17 protein-coding genes and 1 pseudogene are annotated in these 18109 nt (G+C 73.6%); 3 read left to right on the plus strand and 15 right to left on the minus strand.

The genetic code is table 11. From position 1 onward, the window contains the following. Positions 1–14: 14 nt before the first annotated feature. From urtE to urtA, 5 genes are all read right to left on the minus strand, one after another. Entirely contained in the window at positions 15–716 is a 702-nt protein-coding gene (gene urtE, locus JE024_RS03210) for an urea ABC transporter ATP-binding subunit UrtE (protein WP_205372103.1), read from the minus strand. Next, the gene (gene urtD, locus JE024_RS03215) at positions 713–1510 is read right to left on the minus strand and encodes an urea ABC transporter ATP-binding protein UrtD (protein WP_205372104.1); all 798 of its coding nucleotides are present in this window, start codon (positions 1508–1510) and stop codon (positions 713–715) included. The genes urtE and urtD overlap by 4 nt, the downstream gene beginning before the upstream one ends. Next, positions 1507–2715 (minus strand): urea ABC transporter permease subunit UrtC, encoded by a 1209-nt coding sequence (gene urtC / locus JE024_RS03220; protein WP_244882566.1) that lies wholly within the window; start codon positions 2713–2715, stop codon positions 1507–1509. Before urtC ends, urtD begins: the two co-directional genes overlap by 4 nt. After that, positions 2712–3596, minus strand: a complete 885-nt coding sequence (gene urtB / locus JE024_RS03225; RefSeq protein ID WP_205372105.1) for an urea ABC transporter permease subunit UrtB — start codon at positions 3594–3596, stop codon at positions 2712–2714. The genes urtC and urtB overlap by 4 nt, the downstream gene beginning before the upstream one ends. Positions 3597–3713: 117 nt before the next feature. Then, positions 3714–4967 (minus strand): urea ABC transporter substrate-binding protein, encoded by a 1254-nt coding sequence (urtA, locus tag JE024_RS03230; RefSeq protein WP_205372106.1) that lies wholly within the window; start codon positions 4965–4967, stop codon positions 3714–3716. 411 nt (positions 4968–5378) lie between these two features. Here urtA and JE024_RS03235 point away from each other — a divergent pair, with 411 nt between their 5' ends. Further along, positions 5379–5855 carry a MarR family winged helix-turn-helix transcriptional regulator gene (locus JE024_RS03235; RefSeq protein ID WP_205372107.1) on the plus strand — a complete coding sequence of 159 codons (477 nt, stop codon included), beginning with the start codon at positions 5379–5381 and terminating at the stop codon, positions 5853–5855. Here JE024_RS03235 and JE024_RS03240 read toward each other — a convergent pair. The 3 genes from JE024_RS03240 to JE024_RS03250 all read right to left on the minus strand — a co-directional run bounded on the left by JE024_RS03240 (position 5812) and on the right by JE024_RS03250 (position 10620). Then, positions 5812–6930, minus strand: a complete 1119-nt coding sequence (locus tag JE024_RS03240) for a substrate-binding domain-containing protein (RefSeq protein ID WP_205372108.1) — start codon at positions 6928–6930, stop codon at positions 5812–5814. The two genes, JE024_RS03235 and JE024_RS03240, sit on opposite strands and share 44 nt — an antisense overlap. A 353-nt stretch (positions 6931–7283) precedes the next feature. Beyond that, positions 7284–8909, minus strand: coding sequence for a ribosomal protection-like ABC-F family protein (gene abc-f, locus JE024_RS03245; protein ID WP_205372109.1), 1626 nt, complete (start codon positions 8907–8909; stop codon positions 7284–7286). A gap of 265 nt (positions 8910–9174) precedes the next feature. Continuing rightward, positions 9175–10620, minus strand: a complete 1446-nt coding sequence (locus JE024_RS03250; protein ID WP_205372110.1) for a glyceraldehyde-3-phosphate dehydrogenase — start codon at positions 10618–10620, stop codon at positions 9175–9177. Between the two features lie 246 nt (positions 10621–10866). Between JE024_RS03250 and JE024_RS03255 the strand changes: the two are divergent. Continuing rightward, positions 10867–11229 (plus strand): annotated as a pseudogene (locus JE024_RS03255) (MFS transporter); the annotation flags it as partial. Between the two features lie 122 nt (positions 11230–11351). Here the strand turns inward: JE024_RS03255 and JE024_RS40855 are convergent. Further along, a complete protein-coding gene (locus JE024_RS40855; RefSeq protein WP_244882567.1) occupies positions 11352–12527 on the minus strand; it encodes a phosphatase domain-containing protein in 1176 nt (391 codons plus the stop codon). A gap of 118 nt (positions 12528–12645) precedes the next feature. Here JE024_RS40855 and JE024_RS03270 point away from each other — a divergent pair, with 118 nt between their 5' ends. Continuing rightward, positions 12646–12996: a DUF779 domain-containing protein gene (locus JE024_RS03270; RefSeq protein ID WP_205372111.1), complete on the plus strand. Its 351-nt coding sequence runs from the start codon at positions 12646–12648 to the stop codon at positions 12994–12996. A gap of 77 nt (positions 12997–13073) precedes the next feature. On the opposite strand, the gene JE024_RS03275 is transcribed toward JE024_RS03270, so the two are convergent. The 6 genes from JE024_RS03275 to JE024_RS03300 form a co-directional block, all read right to left on the minus strand. Beyond that, positions 13074–13268 carry a hypothetical protein gene (locus tag JE024_RS03275; protein ID WP_187743870.1) on the minus strand — a complete coding sequence of 65 codons (195 nt, stop codon included), beginning with the start codon at positions 13266–13268 and terminating at the stop codon, positions 13074–13076. Between the two features lie 130 nt (positions 13269–13398). Next, positions 13399–14268: a phosphatidylinositol-specific phospholipase C/glycerophosphodiester phosphodiesterase family protein gene (locus JE024_RS03280; RefSeq protein ID WP_205372112.1), complete on the minus strand. Its 870-nt coding sequence runs from the start codon at positions 14266–14268 to the stop codon at positions 13399–13401. Between the two features lie 390 nt (positions 14269–14658). Further along, entirely contained in the window at positions 14659–15351 is a 693-nt protein-coding gene (locus JE024_RS03285) for an ABC transporter ATP-binding protein (RefSeq protein WP_205372113.1), read from the minus strand. After that, the gene (locus JE024_RS03290; RefSeq protein WP_205376350.1) at positions 15344–16243 is read right to left on the minus strand and encodes an ABC transporter ATP-binding protein; all 900 of its coding nucleotides are present in this window, start codon (positions 16241–16243) and stop codon (positions 15344–15346) included. Before JE024_RS03290 ends, JE024_RS03285 begins: the two co-directional genes overlap by 8 nt. Positions 16244–16290: 47 nt before the next feature. After that, positions 16291–17157 (minus strand): ABC transporter permease, encoded by an 867-nt coding sequence (locus JE024_RS03295; RefSeq protein ID WP_205372114.1) that lies wholly within the window; start codon positions 17155–17157, stop codon positions 16291–16293. Beyond that, entirely contained in the window at positions 17150–18106 is a 957-nt protein-coding gene (locus JE024_RS03300) for an ABC transporter permease (RefSeq protein ID WP_205376351.1), read from the minus strand. Before JE024_RS03300 ends, JE024_RS03295 begins: the two co-directional genes overlap by 8 nt. Positions 18107–18109: the final 3 nt, after the last annotated feature.

An 18109-nucleotide genomic window follows, 5' to 3' on the forward strand; every position in this document is an offset into this window, starting at 1 on the left:
CGGGGGTCGTGCCGTCACACGCTGAGAGCCTCCCGCACGGTGTGCTCGGCCGCGGTCCCGCCCTCCCCGCAGGACGTCACCCGGCCCGCCTCCAGCACGTGGTAGCGCTGGGCCGCGCGCATCGCGAAGCCCACGTGCTGCTCGACGAGGAGGACGGACAGGCCCCGGCGGTGCGACAGGGCGATGACCGTCTCCTCGATCTCGGCGACGACGGACGGCTGGATGCCCTCCGTCGGCTCGTCGAGCAGCAGCAGCCGCGGCCGGAGGACCAGGGCACGGGCCAGGGCGAGCTGCTGCCGCTGGCCCCCGGAGAGCAGCCCGGCCCGGCGCCGGGCGAGTTCGCGCAGCACGGGGAAGAGGTCCATGGCCTCGGCCACGGCCTCCTTCCCGCCGGGGCGGCCGTCCGCGACGAGGAGCAGGTTCTCGGCGGTGGTGAGGTGCGGGAAGGACTGCTGCCCCTGGGGGACGTACGCCATGCCGCGGGCGACCCGCTCGTGCGGGGCGAGCCGGGTGATGTCCTCGCCGTCGAGGAGCACCGTGCCGCCCGTCGGCCGGATCAGGCCCATGGCGGCGCGCAGCAGGGTGCTCTTGCCGGCGCCGTTGTGGCCGAGCACGGCGGCGACGCCGTCCTCGGGGACGGTGACGTCCACCCCGTGGAGCACGGTGGTGCGGTCGTAGCCGGCCCGGACGTCCTTGATCTCCAGCACGGGTCTCATGCCTCCTCGGCGACGGTTGCGGGGACGGCGGCCGGCTCCGGACCGCCGGCCGGCTCCGGTTCGGTGGCGCGCCCGAGGTAGACCTCCTGGACCCTGGCGTCGGCCTGGACCTCGGCGACGGTGCCCTGCTTGAGGACCTTGCCGGCGTGCAGCACGGTGACGCTGCGGGCGAAGGAGCGCATGAAGTCCATGTCGTGCTCGATGACGACGACGGTGCGGTCCTCGCCGATCCTGCGCAGGAGTTCGCCGGTGGCCTCGCGTTCGTCGTGGCTCATCCCGGCGACCGGTTCGTCGAGCAGCAGCAGGCGCACGTCCTGGACGAGCAGCATGCCGATCTCCAGCCACTGCTTCTGACCGTGCGCGAGCACGCCCGCCGGGCGGTCGCGCAGCCCGGTGAGGCCGGTGGTCTCCAGTGCCCGCACCACCGGCTCCGGGACGTCCCTGCGGCGGCGCAGCATCGTCAGCGCGGAGCGGCCGGCCCCGGCGGCGATGTCGAGGTTCTGCAGGACGGTCAGTTCCTCGAAGACGGTGGCCGTCTGGAAGGTGCGGCCGATGCCGTTCCTGGCGATGCGGTGGACGGGCCGGCCGAGCATCTCCTCGCCGCCGAAGCGGACCGAGCCGGTGGCCTTCACCAGGCCGGTGACGGCGTCGACGACGGTGGTCTTGCCCGCGCCGTTGGGGCCGATGAGGAAGCGCAGGTCGCCCGGGAGGATGTCCAGGTCGACGCCGTCGACGGCGGTGAAGCCGTCGAACGTCACACGCAGGTCGCGGACGGTGAGCCCGTCGCCGTTCATGCCGTCTCCCCCTTCGGGTTCGCAGTGGCCGGGACCGGGGTGGCCGGGACCGGGGTGGTCGGGACCGCGGTGGCCGGGACCGGGGTGGTCGGGACCGGAGTGGCGGTGGTGGCCGTGCGGCGTCGGCGCAGCACGGCGCCGAGGGAGGCGAGGCCGCCCGGGAGGAAGCCGACGGCCAGCACGAACAGCAGGCCCTGGGCGTACGTCCAGGCGGCGGGGAAGGACTCGGAGAGGGTGCTCTGCGCCCAGGCGACGGCGACGGCTCCGAGCACGGCGCCCACCAGGCTGGCCCGGCCGCCGACCGCGGCGCCGATGACGAAGCCGATGGAGGGCACGATGCCGATGAGCGCCGGGGAGATGATGCCGACGGCCGGTACGAACAGGGCGCCGGCCAGGCCCGCCATGCCCGCAGCGACGACATAGGCGACCAGCTTCACGTCGGCCGGGTTGTAGCCGAGGAAGCGGACCCGCTCCTCGGAGTCCCGCACGGCGACGAGGAGTTCGCCGTAGCGGGAGACGAACAGCATGCGCGCGAGGGCCATGGTGAGCAGCAGGGCGACGGCGATGACGACGTACACGGTGCGCTGGTTGACCGGGTCGCGCAGGTCGTAGCCGAAGAAGCCCTGGATGTCGGTGAGGCCGTTGGTGCCGCCGGTGGTGGCCTGCTGGCCGATCAGCCAGATGGCCAGGGCGGCGGCGAGCGCCTGGCTGAGGATGGCGAAGTAGGCGCCCTTGACCCTGCGCCGGAAGACGAGGAAGCCGAGCAGGGCGGCGACGGCCATCGGCAGCAGCACGGTGGCGGCCAGCGCGAAGACCGGGTCGGCGAAGGGCTGCCACCACCACGGCAGGGTGTCGCCGCTGCCGTAGAGGAGCATGAAGTCCGGCAGCGTCTCCCCGGCCGCGGCGGCGTCCGCGAGCTTGAGGTGCATCGCCATGGCGTAACCGCCGAGGCCGAAGAAGACGCCCTGGCCGAGGACGAGGAGTCCGCCGCGTCCCCAGGCCAGGCTCACGCCGACGGCGACGATCGCGAAGCAGAGGTACTTGGCGAGCAGGCTGAGCCGGAAGTCGGACAGGGCGAGCGGTGCGACGCCGAGCAGGAGCACGGCGCCGGCGAGGAAGGCGGCGGGCACCCGCAGCCGGGCGCTCCGGTCCTTCCCGGGCGGTGCGGCGGGGGCGGTCTCGGGCGGTGCGGCGGTCGTCGTCATGCCAGGCTCCGGGTGCGCAGTGTGTACAGGCCCTGGGGTCGCCACTGGAGGAACGCGACGATCGCGACGAGCACGACGACCTTCGCGACGCTGACCGTGGTCGAGTACTCCAGCACGGACTGGAGCACGCCGAGGGCGAAGGCCGTGATGACCGCGCCCTTGAGCTGGGCGATGCCGCCGACGACCACCACGAGGAAGGCGTCGACGATGTAGTTGGTGCCCATGGTCGGGCCGATGGGGCCGACGAGGGTGAGGGCGACGCCGGCGAGGCCGGCCAGTCCGGAGCCGATGAAGAAGGTCGTCCGGTCGACCCGGCCGGTGGCGATGCCGGACACCTTGGCGAGGTCCCGGTTCTGCACCACGGCGCGGATCCGGCGGCCGAGCGGTGTGGACCGCATGACGACGGTGAGGCCGAGGACGCACAGCAGGGCGAGGCCCAGGATGAACAGCCGGTTGGTGGCGAGGGTCGTGCCCGCGAAGCCGATGTTGCCGGTGAGCCACTCGGGGGCGCGGGTCTGGACGTTGGGGGCGCCGAAGATGTCGCGGGCCAGTTGCTGGAGCATCAGCGATACGCCCCAGGTGACGAGCAGGGTGTCCAGCGGTCTGGTGTACAGGCGGCGGATGAGCAGCCACTCCAGCAGCGCGCCCATCGCGCCGGCGACGAGGAAGGCGGTGGGCAGGGCGACGAGCAGGGAGAACCCGGCGTCGCCGATGGCCTGCTGGAGCAGGTAGGCGGTGTAGGCGCCGGCCATCATGAACTCGCCGTGCGCCATGTTGATCACGCCCATCTGACCGAAGGTCAGGGTGAGGCCGAGCGCGATGAGGAGGAGGACGGCACCGATGCTGATGCCGGTGAAGGACTGGTTGAGGACGACCGTCATGGAGCGGCTCCGGGGGAACGGGCGGGGTGCGGGTACCGGGCGGGTCCGGCGCCTTCGGGGGCCGGACGCGCCGTGTGCGGGGCCGGGCCCGCCCCGGGGACCGGGGCGGGCGCCTGCTCAGGAGAGGCCGGAGGCCCAGTCGTAGCCCTTGAGGTAGGGGTCGGGTGCGACGGGGCCGCCGGAGTTCCACACCTCGGTGATGCGGCCGTCGGCGCCGACCTTGCCGATGCGGGCGGTCTTGTGGACGTGCTGGGTGGCGCCGTCCACGGTGACCTTGCCCTCGGGGGCGTCGAAGGCGATGCCGTCCGCGGCGGCCTTGACGGCGGCGACGTCGAAGGAGCCCGCCTTCTCGACCATCCGCTTCCACAGGTGGACCGAGACGTAGGCCGCCTCCATCGGGTCGCTGGTCGGCTTGTCCTTGCCGTAGGCGGCCTGGTAGGCGGTGACGAAGCCGGTGTTCGCCGCGCCCGGGGTGGTCTGGTAGTAGTTCCAGGCGGTGAGCTGGCCCTCCAGGTACTGGGTGCCGATGCTCTTGACCTCCTCCTCGGCGATGGAGACGGAGAGCACCGGGAGGCTTCGCGCGGTGAGGCCGCCGGACTTGTACTCCTTGAAGAAGGCCACGTTGCTGTCGCCGTTGAGGGTGTTGAAGACGGCGTCGGCCCCGGCGTCCTTGACCTTGTTGACGATGGTCCCGAACTCGGTGGAGCCGAGCGGCGCGTAGTCCTCGCCGACCACCTTCATGCCGTTGGCCGCCGCGTACGCCTTGATGATCTTGTTGGCGGTGCGCGGGAAGACGTAGTCGCTGCCGACCAGGTACAGCCGGGTGTGGCCCTGCTTCTTGAGGTAGTCGAGGGCGGGCACGATCTGCTGGTTGGTGGTGGCGCCCGTGTAGAAGATGTACGGGGACTGCTCCAGGCCCTCGTACTGGACGGGGTAGAAGAGCAGCGCCTTGTGGCGTTCGAAGACGGGCTTGACGGCCTTGCGGCTGGCCGAGGTCCAGCAGCCGAAGGTGGCGGCGACCCGGGTGTCGGTGATGAGGGCCTCGGCCTTCTCGGCGAAGGTGGGCCAGTCGGACGCGCCGTCCTGGCTGACCGGTTCGAGCTTCTTGCCGAGGACGCCGCCCGCCGCGTTGATCTCCTTCACGGCGAGCAGCAGCGCGTCGCGGACGGTGACCTCGCTGATGGCCATGGTGCCCGAGAGGGAGTTCAGCAGACCGACCTTGACGGTGTCCCCGGACGTGTCCGCCGTGGCGCCGGAGCCGGTCGACGTCGTGCCTCCGGTCTTGGCGCCGCAGGCGCTGAGCGCGGCGGTCGCACCGAGGGCGGACACGCCCGTCAACAGGCCGCGTCTGCTCAGGATGAGCTCGGACATGCACTACCTCCTGGCCCGTACAGGGCGTTGCGAAGTGGAGCGTGAGGAAAGGGGGAGGAAAGAGAGAACAGCGGGCGCTTCAGGGGCGGCTGCGTCGGCGCACGGGGTGCCGGCCGTTTCGCTGTGGCGTCCGGGCCGGTCGCTGAAGTGCGTCCACAGCCTGCGCGCGAACTGTTTCCCGCATGTTTCTGCGCAATTGAAGAACAGTTTCCAGCGGAAGTTTTCACGCAGGCAACTTCGCCGTATTGCGGCGCTTGCCAACGGATATGACGGCACGTCGGATGCCGTTTTCGATGCTTCCGGTGGAAAGGATGTGATTCCTGAATTCTCTTGTCACGCATGTGCCGGTCGGCGGTAGGCTCCTGCCGTTCCCGACGCGGGGACGCGCACGGACGCGAACCGAGGAGAGCGATGGCGAGGCGGTCTGTGGAACTGCTCGACCTGCTGACCCGGGCGGAGCGGCTCGCCGCACGCCGGGTGCAGTCCGTGCTCGCGGAGTTCGACTGCTCCGTGGAGGCGTGGCGGGTGCTGGACCTGCTCGCGGACGGCGAGGGGCACCATATGACGGCCCTCGCCGACCACGCCTTCCTGCCGGCACCGACGCTGACGAAGCTGGTGGATCAGCTCGTCGACCAGAATTTCGTCTTCCGCAGGATCGACCCCGCCGACCGGCGCCGGGTGCTGGCCCATCTCACACCGCGGGGCCTGGAGCGCCGGCGGCTGCTGGCCGAGGCGGTGCGCGCCGACCGCGGCGCCTGGGAGCCGCTGCTCGCCGCGGAGGACGGCAGACGGCTGGCCGTGCTGCTGGACCGCCTGGCCTCGGCCCTCCGCGAGGAGGACGGCGTCACCCCGCCTCGTGCGGAGCGCTCAGCTGGGCGAGCACGTTGAAGTCTAGCCCGTCGGCCTCGGCCAGATAGATCCGCTGGCGCGCGTGCCGGCCCTCCAGGCCGATCAGACCGCGCGGGCCCTCGTACCGCACGGACTCGGCCGCCGCCCCGATCGCGGACACGTCCAGGGTGCGTGCCCGTTCGACGAGCGCCGCGAGCAGCAGCACCCCTTCGTAGCAGGACTCGCCGAGGCTGCCGGGCGTCGGGGCCTGGATGCCGAACCGGGCGGCGTAACGCCCGTGGAAGTCCAGGGTGTTGCCGTCGGCGAGCGAGGCGAAGAAACCGGCCGTGCTGTACAGGTCGGCGGTGGCGCCGGGGCCGCTGCCGAGCAGCATGTTCTCGTCCATCAGGGTGCTCAGGCGCAGGCAGCGCTGGTCGAGCCCACAGGCGGCGAAGGCCCGGTTGAAGCGGACCGCGTCGCTGCCGACCAGGAGCATCAGCACGGCGTCCGCGTCGGCGTGCTCGATCCGGCGCAGCACCTCGCGGAAGTCCTCGGTGCCCAGCGGGAGGTACGCCTCGCCGCAGACCCGGCCGCGCGCGGTGCGGGCGTAGCGGCGTGCGGCACGGGCGGTGTGCCGCGGCCAGACGTAGTCGTTGCCGACGACGAACCAGCGCCGCACCCCGCGGGCGTCGCCGAGCAGCCGCATGGCGGGCAGGAGTTGCCCGGCCGGTGTCTCGCTGGTCATGAAGACGCCCTCGGTGCGCTCGCCGCCCTCGTACAGGGCCGTGTAGACGTACGGCACCCGGTGGGCGACCCGTGGGGCGAGGGCCCGCCGGACGGAGGAGATGTGCCAGCCGGTGACGCCCTGCACGGTGCCGGTCTCCACCAGGGCCTCGACCTCGGCCGCCACCCGCCGCGGGTCCGCGCCGCCGTCGACCTCCAGCAGCCGCAGCTCCCTGCCGAGCACCCCGCCCGCCTTGTTGACCTCGTCGGCGGCGAGCCGTGCGCAGGTCAGACAGGTGGGGCCGAAGATCCCGGCGGGCCCCTGCTGGGGGTACACGAGGGCGACGTCCAGGGTCGATTCGTCGGGGACGAACCACTCGGGGACGCGGACCGGGGGCGGCGGACGGTGCATGGCCTCATGATTGCCGCACCGCATCCGCCGTCCAAGCCGCGGCCGGGATCGAGACCGATTCGTGGACTTGGCCGCCTCGGGGACCGTGCCGCGGGGCCGGACCCGGCACGGGTGCCCGCGCCGCGCCGGGCGGGTCCGGGCGAAGCCGATCCGCGCGGGTGAGGGGGTGCCCGCGCCGGGCGGGCCCGGGCGAAGCCGAACCGCGCCGGGCGGGTACTGGCGAAGGCGAACCGCGCCGGCAAGGGCGTGCCCGCGCCGGTCCGGGCGAAGCCGATCTGCGCGGGTGAGGGAGTGCCCGCGCCGGCCCGGTCCGGGGGCGGCGGCGCCCCGCCCCGGGCCGGCGGCGCGACGGGTCAGCCGACGACGCGGCCGGCGCGCAGCTCCAGGCGTTCGCCCGGGAAGAGCCGCTGGAAGCGGGGGTCGTGCGACACGGCCACCACGGCGCCCGCGAAGCCGGCGAGCGCGGTCTCCAGTTCCTCCAGCAGGTCGAGCGCCAGATGGTTGGTGGGCTCGTCGAGGACCAGCAGATCGGCCGGACGCGAGACCAGCCGGGCGAGCTCCAGCCTGCGGCGCTGCCCCACCGAGAGGCCGGCGACGGGGACCTCCAGATCCTCCTCGCGGAAGAGCCCGAGGGCGAGCAGCTCCGCCGCGTGCTCCTCCGGCGGCCCGGACCGGCCGCGCGCGTAGGCCGTGAGCAGCGGTTCGGGCGCGGGGACGGCGTCCAGTTCCTGGCGCAGCCGGCCGACGCGCGCGACCCGGTGGACGGTCCCGGTGTCGGGGGCGAGGTCGCCGGCGAGCACCCGCAGCAGGGTGGTCTTGCCGGCCCCGTTGGGCCCGTGCACCAGCAGCCGGTCCCCCATGCCCACGCGCAGCCGCGGGACGGCGAGCCGGTCGCCGACCGTGACACCGCTCAGCTCGGCGAGCACGGTGCCCGCGGCGGCGCCGGCGTCCCTGAACAGGGCGCCGAAGCGCAGGGGTTCGGGCGGTGCGGCCACCGGTTCCCGGCGGAGCTGCTCCAGCCGCGTGCGGGCGGCGCGCACCTGGCCGGAGAGCTTGTTCTCGTGCGAGCGGCGGTGTTTGCCGAAGCCCTGGCCCGGGTCGGGCGCGCTGACGGCGAGCCGCTGCCCGGCGGCCGTCACCAGCTCCTCGGTGCGGGCGAGTTCGTCGAGCCACTCCTGGTGCTCCTGCGCGCGGCGGCGCCGTTCGGCCGCCTTCGCCGTGCGGTAGCCCTCCCAGCCGTCGCCGTAGCGCCGCACGGAGCGGGTGTCGCGGTCGACCTCCAGCACGGTGGTCGCGACGGCTTCGAGGAACTCCCGGTCGTGGGTGACGGCGAGCACGGTGCCCCGGTGTGCGCGCAGCCGGTCCTGGAGCCAGCGGACCGCGTCCCGGTCGAGGTGGTTCGTCGGCTCGTCGAGCAGCAGCAGTTCGGCGCCCGAGGCGAGCACGCAGGCGAGCGCGAGCCGGGACTGCTCTCCGCCGGAGAGGGTGCCGACCCGGCGGTCACGGGTGACATGGCCGAGTCCGAGGCCGTGCAGGGCGGCGTCGACGTCCGCGTCGGCCCGGTAGCCGCCGCGCTCCTCGTAGCGGTCGAGCAGGGCGCCGTAGGCGGCGAGTTCGGCCGGGTCCGCGTCGGCGAGGCGGGCCTCGCTCTCGCGCAACCGGGCTTCGAGGGAGCGCAGTTCGGCGAGCGCGGCGTCGACGGTGGCCCGGACGGTGTCCTCGGGGCCGACGCCGAAGGTCTCGGCGAGGGTCTGGGCGAGGTGGGCGGTGGCACCGGGGAAACGGACGGTGATCTCCCCGCCGTCCGGTGCCTGGACGCCCGCGATCAGGCGCAGCAGGGTCGACTTGCCGGAGCCGTTCTCGCCGACGACGGCGGCCTTCTCGCCGGGCCGGACGGTGAAGCCGACCCGGTCGAGCACGGTGCGGAGGCCGTAGGAGGTGCTGACGGAGTGCAGGCTGAGTTGAGCGCGGTCGCGCATGGGATGTCCCTGGGGGTTCGCCGGATTCGGGCACGGAGGGACGACGGAGCAGGCCGCTGCCGCACGGCGGTCAGCGGTTCAGGCCGTGTCCGTGGCCGGAATCAGAGAAAGAAGTAGTACGAACCCATGGGCGCAACGGTACCAAAGCCACCGGGAGCCGCGCCGGGCGGAGCGGGCCGCGGTCGCGCGGTGCGGGGAGACGGGACGGGGCGGTGTCCGGCACCGTACCGGTGCCGGACACCGCCCCGTGCGGGCCCGGAGACGATCAGACGGCCGGAGCCGGGAAGGTCGGGTACTCCACGCCGGAGACGTGCTGCACGACCCGGATGACCTGGCACGAGTAGCCGAACTCGTTGTCGTACCAGAGGTAGAGGATCGCGTTGTCGCCGTCGACCTTGGTCGCGCCGGCGTCCACGATGGAGGCGTGGCGGGAGCCCACGAAGTCCATGGAGACCGCGTCCGGGGCGGTGGTGAAGTCGATCTGTCGCTTGAGCGACGAGTGGAGCGAGACGTCGCGGAGGTACTCCAGGACCTCGTCGCGGGTGGTCTCGCGGCCCAGGCGCAGGCTGAGGATCGCGATCGACACGTCCGGCACGGGCACGCGGATGGAGCTGCCGGTGATGGGGGCCTTGAGCTCGGGCAGCGCCTTGGCGACGGCGGAGGCGGCGCCGGTCTCGGTGATGACCATGTTGAGCGGCGCGCTGCGGCCGCGGCGGTCGGCCTTGTGGTAGTTGTCCAGCAGGTTCTGGTCGTTGGTGAACGAGTGGACGGTCTCCACGTGACCGCGCAGCACACCGTACTCGTCGTTCATCGCCTTCAGCGGCGGGACGATCGCGTTGGTGGTGCAGGACGCGCAGGACAGGATCCGCTCGTCCGGCTTGATGTCGCCGTGGTTCACCCCGTGCACGATGTTGGGCACGTCGCCCTTGCCGGGCGCGGTCAGGACGACCTTGTCGATGCCGGGGCGCAGGTGCGCGGACAGGCCCTCGCGGTCGCGCCACTTGCCCGTGTTGTCGATGAGGATGGCGTTGTCGATGCCGTACGCCGTGTAGTCGACCTCGGACGGGTCGTTCGCGTAGATGACCTTGATCTCGTTGCCGTTGGCGCTGATCGTGCTGGTGGCCTCGTCGACCGTGATCGTGCCCTGGAACTGGCCGTGGATCGAGTCGCGGCGCAGCAGCGAGGCGCGCTTGACGATGTCCTGGTCGCCGCCGCGGCGGACGACGATGGCGCGCAGGCGCAGACCGTTGCCGGAGCCCGCCTTCTCGATGAGCAGCCGCGCGACCAGGCGGCCGATGCGGCCGAAGCCGTAGAGGACGACGTCACGTCCCTCACGACGCTCGATCTTGTTGTCACCGGTGGCGCCGGCGACGGCCTCGGCGGTGAACTCCGCCACCGACAGGCCGCGGTCGTCGGCGCGGTAGGCCTCGGCGAGCAGGCCGAGGTCGATCTGGGACGGACCGAGGTCGAGCGTCGTCAGCGCCTGGAGGAACGGGAACGTCTCGGTGATCGAGAGCTCCTCGCCGGCGATCTGCCGGGCGAACCGGTGGGTCTTGAGGATGCTGACCACCGACTTGTTCACCAGGGAGCGGCTGTGCAGCAGGACCGTGACGTCCTGCTCGCGGTGCAGCTTCCCGATGATCGGGATCATCGACTCCGCGATCTCCTCGCGGTGCATCCAGTTGGTGAACGAGTCGTCGTTGACAGTCACGTATTTATCTTTCGAGCTAGGCGGCGCTCATATGCTAACCCCACGGTGTTTTGATCTTCCAAGCGGTCCTCGTCACATCCGCCCGGTCAGGCGCCTCCAGGGCGCCCACATCGCCCGCGACCAGGCAGTGTGTGCAGACGCACACACCCGTGGCCGGGGCCGCCCCCGGACCCGCCTCCGCGGGACACCCCTGTGCCGTGACCGCCCTCACCCTCGCAGCACCCCCTAGAAGGACAAGGCGCCCTCATGCCGTCCACCAGCGTGGATCAGCTCCCCCAGCCCGCTGCCACCCCGCCGGCCCCACCCGCGGGCGGCAGGCGGGCCAATCCGTGGCCGACCCTGCTCGCGGTCTCCTTCGGGCTCGTCATGGTCCAGCTCGACGCCTCGGTCATGGCGATGGCGAACCCCGAGATCGGCCGCTCGCTCGGGGCGTCGACCGCGGACCTCCAGTGAGTGACCGACTCCTGCCCGCCGGCGCTCGCGGCCTCCCTCATCCCGGGCGGCAGGCTCGGCGACCGCTTCGGGCGCCGCACGTACCACCTCGTCGGTGTCGCCGGCTTCACCCTCGCCTCCGTCGCCATCGGACCGGCGGGCTCGGTCGAGGGGGTCACTGACCGGGAGGGCCCGGGTGTCCGGCCAGGCCGGACACCCGGCCCGCGCCCCGTACGGGACCGCCGGAGGCGGGGACGGGGGAGCCGGACGGTTCGCCGCCCGGCACCCGGACACCTCCCTCAGAACGCGCCGTAGTTGACCTGCCAGGTCGGCAGGCCCATCCGGCGCCAGACGGCCACGACCCGGTCGCGGTCGTCCAGCGAGACCCGCACCGCGAAGCGGTGGCGGACATGGCGGTCGAAGAGCTCCGCCTTCACGACGTCGTCGCGCCTGCCGTCGTCCGCCGCGCGCATCCACAGCTCGTCGTACGGCACCTCGTGGCGCCGCAGCCACGCCTCGGTCATCTCCCGGTGGTCCTCGCTGCGGCCGGAGAGCAGCACGACGGCGTCGCCGTCCGCGCGGCGGAACGAGGAGAGGGCCTGCCGCACGGAGATGTTGAGGGTGTCCTCGTCGCAGCGGGAGAAGTCGAACGGGCCCCGGTCGCCGCGCAGGGCGAGCGTGCCGTCGATGTCGCACATGACGGCCGAGGGCAGCGCCGGGTCCGCGACGTAGGGCAGCACGGGCTGCCGGTCGTTGAACCACGCGTCGGTCAGACGCCAGCCGCCCTTGCGGGACTTGAGGTGCTTGTCCGCGAGCAGCCGGATGATCTCCTCCCCCACCGGCCGCTCCCGCACCGCGTCGCGCCGTACGCATTCCTCCACGTCGACGTCCGTGAGGTCGTGCACCACGAACACGGCCCGGCCCGCCACGGCGGCCTTGAGCCGCTTGGGGATGTGCGGCGTCAGATGGGTGTTGTCGACGACGATGCGGTTCTCCGGGTACAGGATCTCGGCGAGGTAGGTGACACCGGGCTCCAGCGCGGAGGTGTCCCCGGCGTCCAGCCGGCGCTGCGCCCAGCGGGCCTGGGTGCTGGTGAAGGAGCCCTTGGAGGCGGCGTGCCAGCGGTCCGCGTAGTGGAAGACCACGGCGAGCGAGCCGTCGACCTTGTCGTACACCTCGAACGGCTCGTCGGGCAGGGCCGGCGCGTACGGCTGACCGGACGCGTGCTCCCCGGCGTTGAAGAACTTGGGCAGCGGCAGGGCGACGATCCGGCCGGTGGCGTCGTCGGCGACCAGCCCGCGGCAGCGGACGGTGACCCGGTTCCAGCGCCGCTCGTACTGGCAGGTGCGCGTGTACGTGTAGATCGACAGCGGCAGTTCGGGGTGCGCCTTGCGGGTCACGTGCCCGGCGTCGAGGGCGTCCGCCAGTTCGTGCGCCGGCAGCAGTTCGTGGAGAGTCAGGTGTGCCTGGCCCATGGTTCCTCCGTTCGAGATGCTGCATTCTCACCTGGGGGAACGGCCGTGCGACACCGGATATCGGCCGCGCGGGCGGGCTGCAACATGCCCGCAACGTGCCGTGTGCTGTGCTCGGGGGATGGACGAGACCGCGAGTGTACGGCTGACCGACGCCGCCGCCGGACTGCTGAGCCGGCTGGCGTCGGTGCACGGGCCGCTGATGTTCCATCAGTCCGGCGGCTGTTGCGACGGCAGCGCGCCGATGTGCTACCCGGCGGGCGAGTTCCGCACCGGGGACAGCGATGTGCTCCTCGCCGAACTGCGGGTGGAGGGGATGGACGAGCCGGTGCCGTTCTGGATGTCACGCGGCCAGCACGACCTGTGGCGGCACACCCGGCTCGTCGTGGACGTGGTCGAGGGCCGGGGCAGCGGGTTCTCGCTGGAGGCGCCGGAGGGGGTGCGGTTCCTGATCCGGTCGCACCTGGTCTGACCGGGCGGGCCGGGTCGGGACGTCCTGGCCTGACCGGGAGGGCGGGCAGGCCGGCCGGCCGCGGGGCCAAGGGCCGGTCAGGGCTGGAGACTTCCGACGACACCGGCCGTCGCGGCGATGCCGTCCTGGATGGTCGGCGCCATGCTGGTGCCGGCGAGGAAGAAGCCCAGCAGGGCGCAGACCACCGCGTGGGAGAGCTTCAGCCCGCCGTTGCGCAGGAAGATCACCGCCAGCACCGTCAGCAGCAGCACCACAGAGATCGAAATGGCCATCGCCAACCTCCTTCGCCGCGCGGGGACGTGCGGCATCCGCGTGCCGCTCGTGCGGCGTCCGGCGGTCAGTCTGGCGCAGCGCGGGCCCCGTACGGCCGACTGGCGTGTCCGCCGTACGGGTGGGGTCCGTTCAGCGTCCCCGGGCGCGCAGGAAGGCCGCGAGACCTACCAGGTCATCGGTGTTGAGGTGGTCGGCGCCGGCGTCGAGGAGTGCGGTCCACAGGGCGTCGCGCTCCGGTCCCGGCGTGTCGGGGGTGGCCCAGAAGCGGATCCGCTGCCGCCGCGCGTGGGCGGTGGCCACGATCGCACGCAGCTTCTCGCGTTCCGCGGCGGGGAATTCACCGGCCCCGCGCCAGCCGAAGCTCTGCGTCCAGTTGGCCGAGACCAGGGGGACGAAGGAGGCGGGGGCGGGGACGGGAGCGGCGAGGTCGTCGAGCCGGCCGTCGTAGAAGGCGTACCGCCTGCGCTGCGCCTCCATGGGGAGGCGGGCCGTCCGGTCGCCGGAGACCACCGGGGTGACGGCGCCCGTGCGGACCCGTCCGTCGGTGCAGCTGCTCAGCATCCGCCGGTAGTCGCGCAGTTGGCGGTCGAGCTCGCGGTAGGCGGCGACGCCGTCGGCCTTGATGTCCACGAGGAGCTGCACCGTCGTGCGGTGTCCGGGGTGGACGCTGCCGTGGCCGGCGCGGACGCGGGCGAGGAGGGGGTCGAGGTAGAGCGAGCGCAGGGTGCGGGACGGGTCGAGCCCGGCGGGCTCATGGGCGACCAGCAGGTCGCCGTCGACCAGGAAGACATCGGCCTCGACGCTGGTGAAGCCGTGCGCGAGGGCGTCGTGCAGGGGGCGCGGGTGGAGGTAGTCGTTGTGGGCGTGCGCCTGGCGCAGCGGCACGGGCCCCTGCGGCGGACGGGCCGCTCCGTCCGCGCTGCCCTTCTCCGTCAGGGCGACGGCGCCCACCAGCGCGGCGGCGATGGTGGTGACGGCTCTGCGACGACTGGTGGGCACGGTGCCTCCTGGCTCGGCGTGAGTCCGGACACCGGCGAGTATCCGCGCGCCGGACCTCAACGGACAGACGCACGGCAAGAGTTCGGCCAATCGTCACCGGGCGCGGAGTCTCCCTCCCGGGAGTGCCTGAGGCCGGGGCGCGGCACCGACCGCCGCGCGACCGGCGTCCGGCGAGGCATGCGGGCGTGGCCGCCGGTGGTCCGGGGCGCCCGGCGGCGGAATCGCCCGGGCCACGAGGCCGGTCGCCGCGCGGCTGACCGGCGGGGGCGCCGGTCGGGCCCGCCGGCGGTCCCGGACACGTACGGGCACCGGCGGCACGACCCCGGCGGGCGTGACCCCGGCCGCAGGGACAGCGGCCCCGCCCCTGCCCCGCCGGCCCGCCCCCGGAGTTCACGCCCCCGGAGTGGCCGCCTCGGTGGGGGCGGGGGCCGCGGTGATCTCGTTCCAGTCGGCCGTCCGGTCGCACCACCGCTCCAGCAGGACGCGGTCGTGGCCGACCGCGAGCAGGCCGGCGCCCTCCTCGCGGCGGTAGGACTCGACCACCGCGACCAGGGCCGCCGTGGTGGAGGCGTCCAGCATGGCGGTCATCTCGTCGCAGACCAGCCAGCGCGGGCGGAGCGTCAGCGCCCGGGCGAGGCAGGCGCGCTGGAGCTGGCCGTCGCTGACCTCGTGGGGCCTGCGGCCCAGCAGTTCGCCGCCGAGGCCCACGTCGCCGGCGAGGCGGGCCACCCGCTCGGGCACCTCGTCGCGGCGGCCCGTCGCCCGCAGCGGTTCGGCGATCAGGTCGTGGAGGGTGAGCCGGGGGTCGGCCGCGAGGCGGGGCTGCTGGAAGACGACGCCGATGGCGGTGCGCTGCTCCCGGGGGGCGCGGTGGCGCCAGCCCACCACCGGGCGGCCGTCGACGCGGACCCGGCCGGCGTCGGGCCGGTGGAGCAGGGCGGCGACCCGGGCGAGCGTGGACTTGCCGCAGCCGCTGGGCCCGAGGAGCCCGACGGACTCGCCGGGCGCCAGGCTCAGCGAGACGTCCCGTACGACGGGGTGGCGCCGGTCGTACCCGGCGGTGATCCGCTCCAGTTCAAACACGCTGGGTCTCCTCGGCGTGATGGCAGGCGACGCCTCCGGTGAGGGCCGGCACGGCCGAGCAGCGGGTGTCGGCGCGGGGGCAGCGCGCGGCGAAGGCGCAGCCGTCGGGCAGGTCGCCGAGCTCGGGGGGCATGCCCGGGACGGGGGTGAAGCCGCGTTCGGGGAGCGCGTCGAGGAGTCCCCTGGCGTACGGGTGCCGGGGGCCGGGGCCGTCGAAGAAGTCCTCGGCGCCGGCGATCTCGACGATGCGGCCGGCGTACATCACGGCGACCCGGTCCGCGGTGCGCCGGGCGGCCGCGAGGTCGTGGGTGATCAGCAGCAGGGCGCGGCCCTGGTCGGCGTGGCGGCGCAGTTCGGCGGCGGTGTGCTCGACGAGGTCGCGGTCGAGTCCGGTGGTGGGTTCGTCGGCGAGCAGCAGGGGCGCGTCGCCGACCAGGGCGAGCGCGGTGGCCGCGCGCTGGGCGAGGCCGCCGGAGAGTTCGTGGGGGTAGCGGTCGAGGTGGTCCGCGGGGAAGGCCGCGCGGCCGGCGGCGTCGCCGGCCGCCTTGTCCGCGGCCCGGCCGCGTGCGCCGGTCAGGGCGCGCACGGTCTCGGTGAGCTGGGAGCCGACCGTGCGCACGGGGGTGAGGTGGGCGGCGGGGCTCTGCGGGACGAGGCCGATGCGGCGTCCGCGCACGGTGCGGGCGAGGGTGCCCTCCCCCGCGGTGAGCACGTCGACGCCGTCGACGACCGCCGAGCCGGCGGTCTGCGCGTTGCCGGGCAGCAGGCCGAGCAGGGCGGAGGCGAGGACGGACTTGCCGCAGCCGCTCTCGCCGACGAGGGCGAGGCATTCGCCCGCCGCGAGGTCGAAGGAGGCGTCGGTGACGGCGGCGACGTGCCGGCCGCCGCGCATCCGGAACCGCACGGACAGCCCCCGCACGGAGAGCACCGGTGTCGCGGTCACAGCATCAGCTCCGATCGGCGGCGGGGGTTGATCCGTTCGCGCCAGGCTCCGGCGAGGCCGGCGATGGCGAGGGTGGGCACGATGAGGAACAGGCCGGGGAAGAGGGTGGGCCACCAGTCGCCCGCGAGGAGCGAGCCGCGGGCGCTCTGGATCAGATTGCCCAGGCTGGCCTGGTGGGTGGGCAGGCCGAGGCCGAGGAAGGAGAGCGCGGACTCGTGCCACATGGCGTGCGGCACCATCAGCACCGCCGCCAGCCCGGCCTGGGGCAGCACACCGGGCAGCAGGTGCCGGACGGCGACCCGCCACCGGCTCGCGCCGCCGCTGACGGCGGCGTCGATGTAGGGGCGGGAGCGCAGCGAGAGGACCTCGGCGCGCACGATGCGGGCCGTGGAGAGCCAGTGGGTCACGGCGACGGACACGATGACGGGCCACACGCCGGGGCGGAACAGGGCCACGATGAAGATGCCGAGCAGCAGGTGCGGCACCGAGGAGAAGGTGTCGACGAGCCGCATCAGCAGCCGGTCGGTCCAGCCCCCGAGGGCGGCCGCCGCGGCGCCGACGGCGGTGCCGATGACGGTGGCGACGAGCGCGGCGACCAGTCCGACGAGCAGCGAGACGCGCAGCCCGTAGACGCAGCGCAGCAGCAGGTCGCGGCCGACGTCGTCGGTTCCGAAGGGGTGGGCGAAGGACGGCGGGCGGAGCTTCATCGACAGGTCCACGGCCTGCTGGTCGAGCTGGACCAGCGGCGGGACGAGGAGGACGGCGAGGGCGACGGCCGCGGTGATCGTCCAGGAGACGGTGACCCGCACGGTGCGGGTGGAGCGGCGGGTGCGCCCGCGGCTGGTCCAGGCGAGGTCAGCCATCGAAGCCCACCCGGGGGTCGGCGAGCCCGTAGAGCAGGTCGGAGAGGAGGTTGCCGAGCAGGACGGCGGCGGTCGCCAGCACGGTGAGCGCGGCGAGCAGCGGGAAGTCGACGGCGGTGGCGGCCTGGACGGTCGCGGCGGCGATGCCGGGCCAGCTGAAGACGGTCTCCACGAGCAGGGCTCCGGTGATCAGTTCGGGGACGCGCGAGCCGATGAGCGTGAGCATGGGCAGCATGCCGGCGCGCAGCGCGTGGCCGGTGAGGACGGTGCGTTCGGCGAGGCCGCGGGCGCGGGCGCCGCGTACGGCGTCCTCGTCGAGCGCGTCGCCGACCCCCTGGCGGGTGTAGAGGAAGAACCACGGTGTCTGGCTGACGCCGAGGACGGCGGCGGGCAGCACCAGATGGCGGGCGACCTGGTCGAAGGTGACGGTGTCGCTGGCGGTGTCGGTGAGCCCGCCGGCGGGCAGCACGCCGAGCTGGAGGGCGAAGAACCAGATGGCGAGCAGGCCGAGCCAGAACGCCGGGGCGGCTTCGAGGGTGTAGGCGGCCGAGCAGGCGCACCGGTCGAGCAGTCCGCCGCGGCGGCGGGCGGCGAGCACGCCGAGCGCGGTGCCGAGCAGCACGGCGACGGCGAAGGCGGTGACGGCCAGCAGCACGGACCAGCCGAGGCGTTCGCCGATGACGTCGGCGACGGGCATCCGCATCACCGAGGAGTCGCCGAGCTCGCCCCGCAGCGCGCCGGTGATCCAGTCCCACCAGCGGGTGACGAGCGGCTGGTCGACGCCGAGGTTGGCGCGGATCTGGTCGAGGTTCTCCTGCGAGGCGGTGAGCCCGGCGGTGCCGGTGTAGGCCTTGACGGGGTCGAACGGCGAGGCGGCGGCGACCGCGAACACACCGAAGGTGACGACACCGAGGACGGGGACGGCGAGCAGGGCCCGCCGTCCCGTCATCCG

The sequence above is a fragment of the Streptomyces zhihengii genome (assembly GCF_016919245.1).
In the GTDB taxonomy this organism is placed as follows: domain Bacteria; phylum Actinomycetota; class Actinomycetes; order Streptomycetales; family Streptomycetaceae; genus Streptomyces; species Streptomyces zhihengii.